Genomic DNA, 14,491 nt, shown 5'->3' on the forward strand with positions numbered 1-14,491 from the left:
CGCCAGGCGGCCAGGCGGGAACGTAGCAGTTGTCCAACGGCGGCAAGACCCTCACTCTGTTCACGAGCACGGGCGCAAGCAGGACGCTTGCGATATCGTCCCTGACAAGCGGTACGCTCGTGTTCTCGGCGCCGCTCGACCCGAAGAGCAACTACACGGCGCACAACTCCGGCACGCCCGGCTAGACGTTCACGTACTACGACGCGCAGCGCACCACCCTGACGCGCTGACGCCGTGCCCGGCAGGCGCCAAGCCACGAACGGAACGGGCGCTTGCCGGGCTGGCTAAACGCGAACATTGGGCATCGGGTAAACTATTAGCAAGACTATGCCGAATCGGCTCAATTGGCGGAGCGAATCAACCAAGAACACGAGGCGAGGGACACGGGCCTGAAATGCCTTTCTGAATGCTTTGGGGAGGATTAGAACGATCTTTATATGACGAGCAGGGGAATTATGTTCATGTATTTACAACGTCCATTCTAATTGAAAAAACGCAATAAAGTTTTCATTGGCAAATGAAAACTTTATATATTTGAAGCCGTAGATGATGTGTACAGAACGGTATTTTTCTGCGCCCTCCGTACAGCATAAAAAACGATACCTCGACAATCTTATCGCAACTGAATTATGCCATACCCCGTTTTAGCTTACCGCTTTGCGTCGTCCGAGCCCAGCTTGGCACTAGTATACGCGCCTTTCATTCATCAATTAAAACATTTCTGGGTCCTAAAAAAAATGGACTCTTTCAAACATTCGCCGGATCGCTTTCGGCTTCAATCCAATTGTTTGAAATAAAACGCTGCGCGCGGTAACGCCATCTCACCGAGTTTATCGTTGTCAGCCAATACCAACCGATCGATACACAAAGTTGGATGAAACAAGTCATTCACTACCAATTTGGAAACCGAAATAACGCTTAGAACTTAACTATAACAATATGCTTAAACGTATCAATCTATCACTTCTATTACTATACGCAGGGGGGTGTTTAGCACAGACCGCAAGTTCTGTGATCGACAAAATGACTGCGGTTTCGCCGACTGCGGCTTCATTTACGCAGTATACCAAAATACCGGTCGGCCAGTTTACGGGCCTGCCCGATATCAAGATCCCGATTTACACAATTAATGTTGACGACAAGCAAATCCCTATATCATTATCTTACTTTGCCCGGGGAGTTCAGCCGAACGCCCATTCCGGATGGGTCGGAACCAATTGGAGCCTCACGGCGGGAGGTACTATCACGAGAAGGATAAACGGAATGCCCGATGAGTTTATGTCAGACTATGTTACCTTCCCGTCTCCCGAGGGCAATAGTAAGTACGGGTGGTATTGGGGAGCCAATCACCAGCAAGTTTACAGCCCCTCGCAATACCTCGGAGGGCTAGTGCAGACAGGCAGCGGCATAGCGAGCAACATCACCGTTGACAGTTCACCGGACGAGTTTGACTTTAGCATAAATGGAATTTCTGGCGCCTTTTTCCTGAGCAGCGACGGCAGCTGGAAGGTTCGCTCCGCTGGCGGCGAAACGATAAAAGTGCAGGAAACAATGGGTTCCGTGACAATAAAGCCCCTTCAAAATCCAACCTCGGCGTTTACCAAGCAAACGATCAACCCAACATTCCTTCAATTTACGCTAACGGCGGGGGATGGCACAAAATATGTGTTCGGAGGTGGCGCCAGTCCGGCTTATAATACAACAATTGAGTTCAACCGCAGGGGGCCGTCAAACGAATTGTACAACAACAATCTGATTGCGATGACCTGGCATATCGTTGAAATAGATCTGCCAAGCGGAAAAAAGGTACTCTACGACTACTTTAGAAATGGCTCCGTTTTTACGTATTCCCCGGTGTCAAGTGTAACGTATTTGAACAATTTTAATTCATCGTCCGGTCCCGTCACTGGCAACACGTACGACGACGTCGATTATTCATGCAACGTGATGGACCCTGTCTACCTTAAAAGCATTACGTTTCCGGAAGGAAAGATACAATTTTCAGCCTCGATGTCCGGCGAGAGCGATCTCCTCGAGGCAAGAAATATCAACAGCATGCAGGGGGCGAGTAATAGTTCAAACTATCCGTTTCCAGGGGCGGTAGGCGCTTACAGTATTTATCACACCTATACCGACCTGGGAAATAATTATACTTACAACGCGCAGGGAAATGTGACCGGCATCTGGTATAAACTTGATAATATCGAAATAGATAACTACCTGGGAAATAAAGTAAAGGATATACAATTCGCATACAGCCAGGACGCGGCCACGCGCCTTTTCCTGGCGTCGGTTCAGGAGGTCGATGGTAGCGGCCAGCCCTATCCGCCCTACACCTTTGTCTACAACAGCCTTGCCCTGCCGAAGTATTGCACGGTAAACGTCGATCATTGGGGGTTTTACAATGGACGGAAGGCGATCCCGTCGATTACGCTCGACGCAAATCGCTTTGTAACCACGGGATTCCAGGATCAATACTATGCCTTCAGGGAGCCTGATCTGACATACGCGCAGGCGGGGATTCTAACGCAGGTGAACTACCCAACAGGGGGGTACAGCCAATACTTCTATGAGTCCAATCAGTACAGCAAATGGGTAAGTAGCCAACAGGCAATCAATCCGTTGCCGCAAAACGCCGTAGGGGGCGGTCTTAGGATCGCGAAGATAGCCGTGGTTCCTGCTTCGGGGGCGCCTGGCATCACTTATGAATACAGCTATGTTAGCAACATTGGCAGCAGCGTTTCCAGCGGCGTGTTGGGCTCGCCAAAACCGAATTACGCACAGAACGACCAGGTAAATTATGTGAGTTACGACGCGAATGGCAATCCGGTGTCTCTCGGGGCGGGAATTTCGTTTGGCTTCTGGGGCACCAATACCATTTATCCGTCACAGAACGATGATGGAAATGTGGTTACTTACACCAAGGTGATCGAACGCCAAAGTTCGGCTGGGATATTTAATGGCAAAACTGAAAGCCTGTTCAGCAATCATGACAACGGGTATTCAAATAACAGGGCGGACGCGGTGGCGTACTCCCTCTACAGCGACATTCAATTATTCCACTACAGCGACCGTGGTTTCGAGCGGGGAATGCTGTTGTCCGAATCGATATACGACAAAAACGACAACCTGATAAAAAAGACGGAGAATACCTATAACGACGATATCGCCCGTTTCAACCTCTGTGTAAAGGGGGTCTACTCATCTGTACGGTCAGAAATGATCAATGTAGGCGCCTCTGTCAACCCATTCCTGAATTTTGTTAACAATTCTGCTATCAGATACTATACGTTTTTCCCCTACCTGAAGCAGACGATTGAAACTGTCTATGTTCCAGGAACGGCCAATAGTACCGTCACTAAGACCCAGCATACCTATGACCCAACTTTCGACGGCTATAACGGCACCAAGAATCAGATACAGTCAACATTGATAAACAGCAGAGGCCAGGTACTAAGTACGAAATACAAGTTTCCGCAGGACTACAATCTGGCATCGATAAGCAACCCTACAGATCCCTTCACAGTTGGGGTGAGAAACCTGCAAAATAAAAATGCCCTCTCATTTCCCCTCGAAATCACTCATCAGCTAACCGAATCCGACGGCAGCAACCTGAGAACGACCGGATCGCAGCTTAATGTGTTTGACGGCACGTTTCCGATACCTGTGCTGACCTATGTGGCAGGTATCGCCGCTCCGAGTTTGCCGTTTTCATCCTCCTCGGTCGACGTGAGCGGCAACCTGGTCAAAGACAGCCGGTATGAACCTAGGTATTCCATAGACAATCTGGACAATACGGCGAATGTGCTGCAACAACACCTGCCATTGGGCGCAAACATTAGCTATCAATGGGGGTACAATGGTAGCTATCTGACAGCCATCGTCAAAAACGCAACGAATACGTACAAGGCATCGGCGAATACGGGGTATAAAGATTTCTTTTACGCCAATTTTGAAGAGGGTGATGGTACGAGTAGCGTCGACGATGCAAAGACGGGGCATTACAGCTTTGGAGGCCCAACGTATTCAAATACGATCAGTCACATTGAGAACGGGAACTACCGGCTGACTTACTGGAAAAAGTCAGGCACCGGCTGGACCTTCCAGTCCCAAAGCATCACAGTTACCGGCAACGCATATCCAATTAGCATTTCAGGACAGATCGATGATGTCAAGCTCTACCCTGCCAATGCGCTTATGGTCACCTATACTTACGATCCGATATTCGGAATGACCAGTTACACCGATGGAAAAGACCAGGTAACTTATTACGGACACGACGCGCTCGGCCGCTTGATCAACATCAAAAACGAGCAAAGTGAAATCGTCAAGAGCATCAGGTACCACTATGCGAACCAGACGTACAATCCAAGGGTCCCCACACCGGAACAGCCCATAGGAGTAGATAACATCACCGGCACAGCGGTGAGCTTAAAATGGCTTGCGGTATCGAACTTGCCAAGTAATTCTTGCTACCTCCAGTACATCGACTTGAATACTTCTACAACTTATCAGTACTCGATAACGTGTGGACCTTCAGGGACAGCTCTCGTTCTCGTTCCGGCAATGGGCCATAATTATCAGTTTTCCGTAATACAAAACCTTGTTTCAGGAACGCAGGTATCGTCCGCTTCCGTGAACATTTTCGTGCCATCGTACTAAAGTATGCGCCTATCGGACAGTATAGAGTAATAATAGCGCTAAACAAGTAGATAACCGTCGTCAATGACAGTAAAAAAGAAAGTAATGAAAACAGCAAGAACAATGACAGCCATTGTAGTGATGGTGATATTTAATATGGGCAAAGCGTACTGCCAGCAGCCTGACAGTGTTAAGAGTAACAAGGTGGGATTTATAAGAGCCTTGTTGAAAACCGACACTTCGACGGCACGCAGGGTAGCCGAGATCCAGGACAGTTACAAGTACGCCTTGAGGCAGGTCGTGAGTAACGGTTCACTGACTGATCAACAGCGGCGTTCGGTGATCGACTCCTTGATGAACGAGAAGAACCGGAAGCTGGAGGAGCTGTTACCGGAAGGGCAGCGTAACCTGATCATACCTACCACCGAACGTAAGCGTACGTGGAAGCGGGATACGACAGCTAAGACAAACCGATAACACCATCATTTACACCACAACCTTACTAGAATGAAAAAGATCTATTGCCTGCTACTATTGTTAGCGGCCATAACTAACCGGACACTTGCCCAGGGGGCATCAATGAGCAATCCGATCAACGCAGGCAGCTACAGTTCATCGGGCAGTTATGCTGATACAAAGAATAATTCCACGGGAAACGGTTTTGTGAATAATTACGGGCAGACGTCAAACGACGTATGGTACAGCTTTACCGTAGGCGGAGCCACGAACACGGTAGTGGTATCGATGTGCGGCAGTAGCTTTGACACGTACTTACACGTACTGAACAGCGGCGGTACTGAAATCGCGACGAATGACGACAACGGTCCGGCATGCAGCGGCCTGCAGTCGTCGCTGAGCCTGTCTAATCTATCTCCGGGCACCTACTACGTCGATGCCGAAGGGTATTCAGGCAATACGGGCACCATCGTGTTTTCGTTGAACGTGACCATCATTACGCCGATAACGATCAGCTATGCAGGTCCGCGGACCTATTCGGTCGGAACAGCCATCACAGCAGTGGGGCCGCAGGTTGGCGGCGACCCTGTCTCCCCAGCGGGGCAGACTTTTACATTCGCGGGATCGGGAAGTGCGGGGTCGGCGGACGGTACAGGTACGGCGGCCAGCTTTAACCAGCCGCTTGGCGCGACTGTTGATGCTTTGGGAAACATATATGTGGCCGAGGGCGGCTCGCATCGAATAAGGAAAATCACGCCTGGCGGTGTGGTGACTACGTTTGCGGGCAGCGGTGCCCAGGGATTTACGAATGGAACGGGCACGGCGGCGAGCTTTTATCACCCCGTGGGATTGGCATCGGATGTTTCGGGTAATATTTATGTCGCGGATGAGGACAATAATGTGATCCGGATGATCACGCCCGGAGGGGCTGTTTCGACATTCGCGGGCAGCGGGAGCCAGGGGATTAACACAGGGGCAGTGGCGGCAGCCAGTGCTACGTTCAAATACCCTTGCGGCGTGGCGGTAGACGGTTCGGGAAATGTATATGTGGCAGATACTTACAATAACATGATTCGGAAGATATCCGGCGGGATGGTGAGCATATTTGCGGGGAACGTGAGCGGAACTGCGGGTGCGGCAGACGGGCAGGGTACGGCAGCGAGCTTTAACCAACCTTTCAGTGTAGTTGCAGATGCGGCGGGCAACGTGTACGTGACCGACCGGACAAGTGCTAAAATCAGAAAGATTACCTCATCGGGGCTCGTCTCAACACTGGCTGGAAGCGGCACGGCCGGATATCTGGACGCAACAACGGGTACAACCGCACAGTTTAACGCGCCAACCGGGCTTGCTATAGATAATACGGGGAACCTGTACGTTGCGGACGAAAACAACAACCGGATCAGGAAGGTAACGCCCGTGGGCGCAGTGACGACCTTGTCAGGCACGGGGGGCCAGGGCAGCGCGAACGGCGCGGGTACAGCGTCGACGTTTTACCTGCCATTTGCGGTGGCCGCGGATGCGGGAGGCTTGGTATATTCTGGAGACCTCACGACGAACTTAATCCGAAAGATCGTGGCGGCGCCGTATACAGTACGTCCGGCGCTGCCTGCCGGCCTGTCGCTGAATGGCGCGACGGGCGTCATTAGCGGTACGCCCACAACGATGGCTGCGCTGGCAACCTATTCCATCACGGCGAACAGCAGCAACAGTACAGCTACGGCGCCGCTGGCGATCTCGGTAGCAGCAGCCGGGCCGATAGGCCTGAGCCAAGACCAGAACTACATTGCAACGTATATACCAAGAGTGGGGGCATTGACAACGGACGTCCAGGTGATCTCGGGGTCGTCGGACAAGAACGTCGAGCAGGTCGGCGTCCAATATATTGACGGATTAGGCAGGCAGCTGCAGATCGTGCAGGTCAAAGGAAGCGCGACAGGCGGCGACGTGGTCCAGCCATTCGCCTACGACGCATACGGGCGGGAGGCGATGAAGTATCAGCCATACGCCGTATCCCCAGCGGGCAGCAAAGGCTCTTACCAGTCGGACGCCCTTCAGGCCGGCTCTGGCCTGGCGCAATTCTACGCCTCGCCTCCAACCGGGGTGAGAGCGACGGCGGCACCATATGCCCAGACTGTATTCGAACCTTCGCCGCTGAACCGGGTGACGGAGCGCGGCGCTGCGGGATCGGATTGGCAGCCGCAGCCATCCGGGACTGCTGGCCATACGGCAAAGACGACCTATACGACGAATAATGCCACCGCGATAACCGATACGAGCAATACGTATTACGCCGCGCTGTACACGGTGACAATCGGTACTGACGGCAGCAGGACATTGGCACACGGTATCGGCACGCAATACAGCTACCCGGCAGGACAGCTTAATGTGACGGTAAGCACAGACGAAAACTGGAAAAGCGGCCGGGGCGGTACAACAGAGGAATATAAAGATAACGAGGGGCACGTGGTGTTAAAACGCGTGTTCAACTACCTGCCCGGCAGCCCTGGGACGATGCAGGTTCTGTCGACGTACTACGTGTATGATGACATCGGAAACCTGTGCTTCGTGCTGACTCCCGGCAGCGGCGCCGACACGATGACAGGGAGCTCTGTGCCGTCCCAGGCCGTACTTGACAATGTATGCTACCAATATAAGTACGACGCCCGAAATCGGCTGGTAGAGAAGAAAGTTCCCAACAAGGGCTGGGAGTTTATGATATACAATCAGCTTAACGAGGTGATCTTCAGCCAGGATGCCAGCCAGCGGGCGCAGACCCCGCAGGTTTGGACGTTTACCCAGTATGACGCTTTCAACAGGGTTGCAATGACGGGCCTCTGGAGTTCGACGGGAGCCTCGGGGAGCGCGGGAGATTCGAACATCTCCGCGCCAAGCCGCGTTTTGGAACAATGGCTGAACGCATGGGCCGCCGCGCAGACAGTTTTATGGGTGACGCGGGACAACAGCACAGCTACGGGGTATGCCGTGCAGAATCCGCAGGGCAAGGTACTTAGCATCAATTACTACGATACCTACCCGGCCATTTCTAGCTTTCCTTCAAGCTTTACTGCTCCCGCAGGTGCAGCAACTACGCCCAATGGCATGCCGACGGCGACGAAGGTGGCGGTCTTGAACACGATCGGTAATCCGACGCCTGATATGCTGTGGACGGTGCATTTTTATGATGGTAAGGGGCGGCAGGTAAAAACGTACCAGCAGCATTACCTCGGGGGGGCGCTTAACGCAGCAAACTATGATGCCGTGGCAGCGACCTATAACTTCAACGACCAGGTGACGACAACTACGCGGCAGCACTATACGGCGGCAAGCGGTGGCGTGAAGCTTACGCAATATCTCCAGCTTCTATATGATCACGCGGGCAGGAAAACGAAGGCCTGGTCGACGATTCAGAATGCCGGACAGTCGGGAGACCTGCGGACATTGATATCCAAGGTCGATTATAATGAGCTGGGGCAGGTATGGAAGAAGAACCTGCACAGTACGGACAGCGTGAACTTCAGGCAGACGGTGACTTATGGTTACAATGAGCGGGGTTGGCTGAGCACGAGTCTGTCAGATCAGTTCAACGTGTACCTCTATTACAATGAACCCACGACAGGGAAGCAGTACAATGGCAACATTGCCAGTCAGGCATGGCAGGCAAAAGGGGGTACGGCAACGACGTATACCTACGGCTACGATCAGCTGAACAGGTTGACGCAGGGCCTGTCCACGGCAGGCAACAATGAGAGCAATATTACCTATGACATGATGGGCAACGTCAAAACGTTGTCTCGATATCTGGGCAGCGCGCTAACGCTGATCGACCGATTGACCTATACTTATCCCGCAAATTCAAACCAGCTGAGCTCTGTAACAGATGACAGCGGCAACGCGTTGGGACAAAAGGCGGGGACAGCGACGTACGGCTACGACCTGAACGGCAACCTGGCCTCGGACGACAGCCGCGGGATACCGGCTAACGGCATCGCGTACAACCTGCTGAACCTGCCGCAGAGCATAGCCGCGCTGAACACGACATATACCTACGACGCAACGGGGCAAAAGTTGAGAAAGGTGATAACCGGTACGGGCGCGTCGACAACGGACTATGTCGGTGGCATCCAGTACAGCGGAACAGCAGTTGACTTTATCCAGACGGAAGAGGGGCGGGCGATCCCCAACGGAACGAATGCCTACAACTATGAGTATAGCCTGACGGATCATTTGGGCAACAGCCGTGTGAACTTCGACACAGGTTTCGGTTCGGTGGCAAGACAGGTGCAGACGGATGATTATTACCCGTTTGGAATGGAAAGTAACGGCACCGCGCTGGGAACGAAAAGTTTGTACCTTTACAATAAAAAGGAACTGCAGGCTAATCTTAGCTTATACGATTATGGCGCAAGATTTTATGACCCTATAATAGCAAGATGGACATCTGTCGATCCTCATGCGGAGAAATATTATCCTTTATCACCTTATGATTACGTTGCTGATAATCCTATCAAATCTATCGACGGTGACGGAAAGGACATCATTGTTACCAATAAGGATCAACAAACACAGATATTAGGATACATTAATTCACGCGCTTCTGGTAATTTTACTTTTAATTCTAAAGGGCAGTTAAAATACCTAGGCGATAAGACTAATACCAAAGGGACATCCGACTATTATACAGTACGTTTACAAGACGCTATAGAAGCTAAAGGTATAATACATATCAAAATAGACCCTGATGCAAAAACTAGAGATAACCAAGGAAAGCCAACGACAATAAAAAATGCCGGTGGCAGCACAGACCAAGTTTTCGAAGAAATAAATGACAAAATTGTTCATACTGAGGCTAATATAACTATTTCCGGCCTTTCTTATGCTGGCGCGCTTATGGATGCAGATGGCAAACCACTTACTGCGGATGCCGCAGATATTCTTATTCACGAATTAGTTGGTCACGCAATTCCATGGGTTGCAGGTGGGGATACTGGCAATGCGGTCGATAACGAAAATAAAGTTAGGGCAGATGAAGGCAAAAAATTAAGGAAAAAGGAAAAGGACCACAAAGAAAGGAGTTTATGAAAAAATTTATAATTTATCCGCGTAAAAGTAGGAACATTTTATGCATAATTGTTTTGATAGTTCTTGCTCGATTCTATTTTATCGGCTGGACCGAACGTAAAGTTGAAGCACCAAATGTAAAGATTCGGTGCTTACAAGCTGATAGTATAATCTTTACCCGAATTGAAAACAAACTTAATAGCCCGATTTATATCCCTAAAGATTATCTGATACAATTCAATGACGCATCTGATACCGTTCATTTTGACGGTATTTATGATAGCAAATATGATCGAAAGCGATATTACTATTATAACGAATTTTCACAACCCGTCCGTTCTTTGGAAAAAATAGATGGATTGCATTGTGATTCCATGAGAACTATCCAGCATAATATTGTTGATTTTCAATTTGTTCCACCTGAAATGATCGAGGTGCCAGCAGGTAAGATCTATAATATTACCTCTACAGTTAAGCCATCTATAAATAGGCATTATGGATGTTTTCGAATTTATACGGCGCGATATCCAGTTAATTCGCATCTTGATTATTCTAAGTTCCACTCTAAAAAGGAATTTCTTAAATTCGAAAATGCTAATTCATATCTTATTCTTAATAGAATTTATATTGGAGAATGAAAGCTATTGGTGGTTTAAACTGATTTAATTGGTTTTAAATTCTGATAATCAAATCATTAAGAGATTAGGGGTTAAGTTATCTAACGTGTTGGTATTCTGACTATGGCGCGCGTCAAAAAACATCACGCTTGAAACAGATTCAAGGGAGCCTCGCCCGTGTTGCGATAAGGTTTAGGTTAACAAGAGCCGGGTTCGAGAACTCGGCTCTTGTTATTTTTGCCGCCTGGCGTGCTTGCCGTATGTCACGATCATCATAGATGGTTGTTTCGAAATTGAAGCCGGGAAGTGGGTTAAAGTAGAATCGTATTTGGTACTGGTGGATGGCCAAGAACCTTAACCAACTTCTCCATGTGTCTGGAAACTGCACGTTGGTTTGGCTCAATTTCGGTGTAACGTTGCGCACAACGTCGATTGATTGCACATTAGAATAAAAGTGACTTAAGACATAGCATTTAGGTTTGGTTTAAATTATCTGGTTATCTAGGAATAACTAACTAAGATTTCACGATTGAAATTGGCATTATTGATTGCAAAGGTTTTTTAGTTAAATATTTTTCCTTAAGCTTCGTCCAGAGCAGGAAAATGGACTACGGCAAAAACGAAAAAGCCCGATTTCGCAGGATGCCCGCTTCCTGATGGTTGCCTAACGGAGTGGAGGATTGCGTCAGTACTTCGCCGGGCTTGGCTCCAGCAGCTCGCACACGCCTATTTCAAGAAATTCTGCTATCGCATAGAGTTCCGGCAGGGACGGTTGGCTGAAATTGGTGCACCACTTCGAGACCGTCTGCACGCTTACTCCAAGGTGTTCCGCCAAGGCCTTGTTCTTCACTCGCTTGAGTGCAAGATGCGCCTTGATCCGGTTGTACACGCGCTTTTCCTTTTCCATCCGGCAAAGATAGAGAAGATAAAAAGGACGCCTTTTTTACAAAATACTCCTAAAAATTTAATAAATTAAAATTAAAAGATATTTATCACTTTTAATTTTAATTTATTTCCCCTAATTTTAATCGCTATATTTTTTAATAAATATCTTCTACGTTTAATAAATATTCCGCGGAAGCTAAAAACAAACAAAACTATCACGAAAAACTATTCAGCCATGCCAGTACGAGACAGACGGTACGAAAATTTCTTGCAGTTCATCTTCGGGGGACTGATTGCCCTTGCGCTTCTTTATGAACTTGGAGTGCACGTGGTGAGCTGGTGCGAGGCGGTAATTCACCATCTCGCCGCCAGCGCGAAGTGATCGTAAGGGGGAACACCGTTGTTAGCTATGCCAGCGACTGTAAGAAACACCTATCGGCTGTTGCGGTTTGTTGCCGTTGCGGCGCTCTGCCTTTGCCTGGTGTATTTCCTGCCCGTTACGGTACTTGATTTCATCGACAAGTTCGTGCCTTGGCCTTAACGTACGCGAAATGAAGATTTTTATTAATAGTTAATTATTACAAACTAAAAACAGAATTAACGCGTATATTTGTCATTCAAGCAGGCACCTCGCCTGCATTGTGATAAGGTTTAGGTTTACAGGAGCCGGGCGCGAGGTTTCGGCTTCTGTTATTTTTCCTTTTTTGCAGCGACCATGAACGACATCGACAAAAAACACCTTCTTGAGAAGTTTGGCAGAAAGCTGACGTACGAAAGAGAGCTGCGCGGCCTTAGCCAACAGGCACTTTCTGGCATGACGGGCATCAGCCTGCTCAGGCTGATAAACATTGAGCGCGGCACGGTCGAAGTTCGGCTGAACGTCTTGGTTGCCCTCCTTACGGCGCTCGACATCAAGGCCTCCGAACTCTTAGAGGAGATTCCGAATAAGCCCCCGCACATTGTCCGATAAGTTGATAGCGAATTATCGCGCTGGTTAAGCGAAGAGTTTTCTTCTCGCTGTTTGAGATGCTAATTTCTTAGATCCCTCCTTGTGCAGTGGTGGCGGCGGCGGCCACTCCATGTCGGTTCGGGGGTAATACACTCAGCGGTTACAGGATAATTCTAAATATACATGCTATATTTTTTTTATAATAAATATGTGAAAATAACGTAGGAAAGTCGTTTGTCGCCCCGCAGGAGAAGGCCGCTACGACTGGCACGAACAAAGGCCGGGGGCGACTGACGTCGACCGCGGTTTATAACAAGACTATTTTTGTAAACCTAACAATCAAGTACAATGACAAGATATTTAATAGGCGCACTTTTTTCAGGCCTGTGCATGCTGCCGAATTTCCAGCAACTAAAGAGAAGCACTCAAATCGTAAAATTGCTGACGAAAAGCACGTTCAACGAAAGGTTGATGACCGATAAGCTTTTGGAGGAGCGCTACTACGATTCTAAATCTAACTTGAAAGAAAAGATTGAATACAGTTATGTCGGCTGCAACGCAACCGACTCCACTGCATTCGCCTATGGGGATAAAAACCGACTTTCTGACAAGCTGCATTTCACGGGCGCTGACGTCATAAAAAAGGATTGTAAAACGGTATATAAGCTTTCGGAGAAGTTCCACTATACGTATGACCGCAGTGGCCGCTTATTAAGAATTGACGTAGTGAATGACGGCACGCGTCGGAAAACGATCAGTCCCCCTAAAAGCCTGTTGATGATAAGGGACTCGCTGACCCTGCTTGAAGACTATGTGTCTGACATACAGTTTATTTTGAGTGTCACCAAGCCGAAGCATATCTCTAAAATTAAAAAGCCGGATGGGGACATTGTCAAATGTTATTTCAATGGCACGCCATATGTTTTTTTAACGGATTACGGGATTCCCGACCACGAGTTTCTTAAAAGCATGACGGTTTACCTAACGGGGGGCAGGCTAGCCAAGGACGAGTTTGCCTTTAGGAATTATTTTTTAGTGCGGACTTATTTTTACGAGAAGGGCGTATTGAGCAAGGTTGTAATAACTACAACCGATAATAAGTTAAAAAGGAACGGCGTCTCGGTTGAATCCTTCGTAAGGAAACCTGCTTAAAAAAATGAAGTTTTTAGAGACGTAAGTATGCACGTAAAAAACACCCCTATGAGGGGTGTTGTGGCAGGCGATTTGGCAATTGCTGCCATATCGTTTCGATCAGTTGCCTTGTGCCTGGGTATGCCACCGGCTTGCCGTACCCACCGCTTCGCCGCGTCAACAGAAACTTGCAACATCGCTCCACATTGCTTGAAATTTAAGCCCAGGCAGTGCCGTATTTGTTTAAGCTTGCCGCTCAAACTCTCAACTTCATGGTCAAACGGATAGTACCCAAGAAACGAAATGATTGCCGGGTAATAATGGATTTGCGGGAGTGTACATTCATTTTCCCAATAGGTGAGTGTGTCTTCTGATACCTTCAATTGTTCGGCCACCTGCTTTTGAAGTAGCTTGCTTTCAATGCGCTTCTTCCTGATATGCCCGCCAACCGTCTGCGGGTCTTCCTCGTAGTGCTTCGTTCCGCGATTTTTGAATACATTCGTGCATGGGAGAAACGTGTACGGATGAATGCTCACTTGGTGAGACTATTAGCATAAAAAAAGAGGACTGACAGGGAACTATCTGAGAGCATCATTTAAAATCCTATGAGTTAATAAAGTGTCGACGATATACGGCGAGCCACCAGGTACCTTTTGACGATAGCTAACGCCCATTAGAACTAAGACAAACATGAGTTCACTTGGGGCCAGAGTTGACTCTCCCGCCTCCCACCCCAACGGATTAGCTTATG

General features: G+C 48.8%; 8 protein-coding genes. 6 read left to right on the forward strand and 2 right to left on the reverse strand.

The window, feature by feature from the left end; all coding sequences use genetic code 11:
• The first annotated feature begins 939 nt into the window (after nt 1-939).
• The 4 genes from AC1DU2_RS18285 (at nt 940) to AC1DU2_RS18300 (ending at nt 10,796) form a co-directional block, all read left to right on the forward strand.
• The gene (locus AC1DU2_RS18285) at nt 940-4,662 is read left to right on the forward strand and encodes an RHS repeat domain-containing protein (RefSeq protein ID WP_477385821.1); all 3,723 of its coding nucleotides are present in this window, start codon (nt 940-942) and stop codon (nt 4,660-4,662) included.
• Between the two features lie 84 nt (nt 4,663-4,746).
• Nucleotides 4,747-5,118 carry a hypothetical protein gene (locus AC1DU2_RS18290; protein ID WP_477385823.1) on the forward strand — a complete coding sequence of 124 codons (372 nt, stop codon included), beginning with the start codon at nt 4,747-4,749 and terminating at the stop codon, nt 5,116-5,118.
• Nucleotides 5,119-5,148: 30 nt separating this feature from the next.
• Nucleotides 5,149-10,179 carry a DUF6443 domain-containing protein gene (locus AC1DU2_RS18295; RefSeq protein WP_477385825.1) on the forward strand — a complete coding sequence of 1,677 codons (5,031 nt, stop codon included), beginning with the start codon at nt 5,149-5,151 and terminating at the stop codon, nt 10,177-10,179.
• Nucleotides 10,176-10,796, forward strand: coding sequence for a hypothetical protein (locus AC1DU2_RS18300; protein ID WP_477385827.1), 621 nt, complete (start codon nt 10,176-10,178; stop codon nt 10,794-10,796). The genes AC1DU2_RS18295 and AC1DU2_RS18300 overlap by 4 nt, the downstream gene beginning before the upstream one ends.
• A gap of 664 nt (nt 10,797-11,460) precedes the next feature.
• Here the strand turns inward: AC1DU2_RS18300 and AC1DU2_RS18305 are convergent.
• Nucleotides 11,461-11,682: a helix-turn-helix transcriptional regulator gene (locus tag AC1DU2_RS18305; protein WP_477385829.1), complete on the reverse strand. Its 222-nt coding sequence runs from the start codon at nt 11,680-11,682 to the stop codon at nt 11,461-11,463.
• 693 nt (nt 11,683-12,375) lie between these two features.
• Here AC1DU2_RS18305 and AC1DU2_RS18310 point away from each other — a divergent pair.
• Nucleotides 12,376-12,630 (forward strand): helix-turn-helix domain-containing protein, encoded by a 255-nt coding sequence (locus AC1DU2_RS18310; protein WP_477385831.1) that lies wholly within the window; start codon nt 12,376-12,378, stop codon nt 12,628-12,630.
• A 327-nt stretch (nt 12,631-12,957) separates the two neighbouring features.
• Nucleotides 12,958-13,761: a hypothetical protein gene (locus AC1DU2_RS18315; RefSeq protein ID WP_477385833.1), complete on the forward strand. Its 804-nt coding sequence runs from the start codon at nt 12,958-12,960 to the stop codon at nt 13,759-13,761.
• Here the strand turns inward: AC1DU2_RS18315 and AC1DU2_RS18320 are convergent.
• The gene (locus AC1DU2_RS18320; RefSeq protein ID WP_477385835.1) at nt 13,758-14,276 is read right to left on the reverse strand and encodes a hypothetical protein; all 519 of its coding nucleotides are present in this window, start codon (nt 14,274-14,276) and stop codon (nt 13,758-13,760) included. The genes AC1DU2_RS18315 and AC1DU2_RS18320 overlap by 4 nt on opposite strands.
• Between the last annotated feature and the right edge of the window lie 215 nt (nt 14,277-14,491).

The organism is Mucilaginibacter sp. P4_C11 (genome assembly GCF_056402115.1).

Bases quoted from the DNA above. Each gene is read 5' to 3' on its own strand.
- AC1DU2_RS18295 (WP_477385825.1), top strand. From the start codon at position 5,149: ATGAAAAAGATCTATTGCCTGCTACTATTGTTAGCGGCCATAACTAAC.
- AC1DU2_RS18285 (WP_477385821.1), top strand. From the start codon at position 940: ATGCTTAAACGTATCAATCTATCACTTCTATTACTATACGCAGGGGGG.
- AC1DU2_RS18305 (WP_477385829.1), bottom strand. From the start codon at position 11,682: ATGGAAAAGGAAAAGCGCGTGTACAACCGGATCAAGGCGCATCTTGCA.
- AC1DU2_RS18315 (WP_477385833.1), top strand. From the start codon at position 12,958: ATGACAAGATATTTAATAGGCGCACTTTTTTCAGGCCTGTGCATGCTG.
- AC1DU2_RS18290 (WP_477385823.1), top strand. From the start codon at position 4,747: ATGAAAACAGCAAGAACAATGACAGCCATTGTAGTGATGGTGATATTT.
- AC1DU2_RS18300 (WP_477385827.1), top strand. From the start codon at position 10,176: ATGAAAAAATTTATAATTTATCCGCGTAAAAGTAGGAACATTTTATGC.
- AC1DU2_RS18310 (WP_477385831.1), top strand. From the start codon at position 12,376: ATGAACGACATCGACAAAAAACACCTTCTTGAGAAGTTTGGCAGAAAG.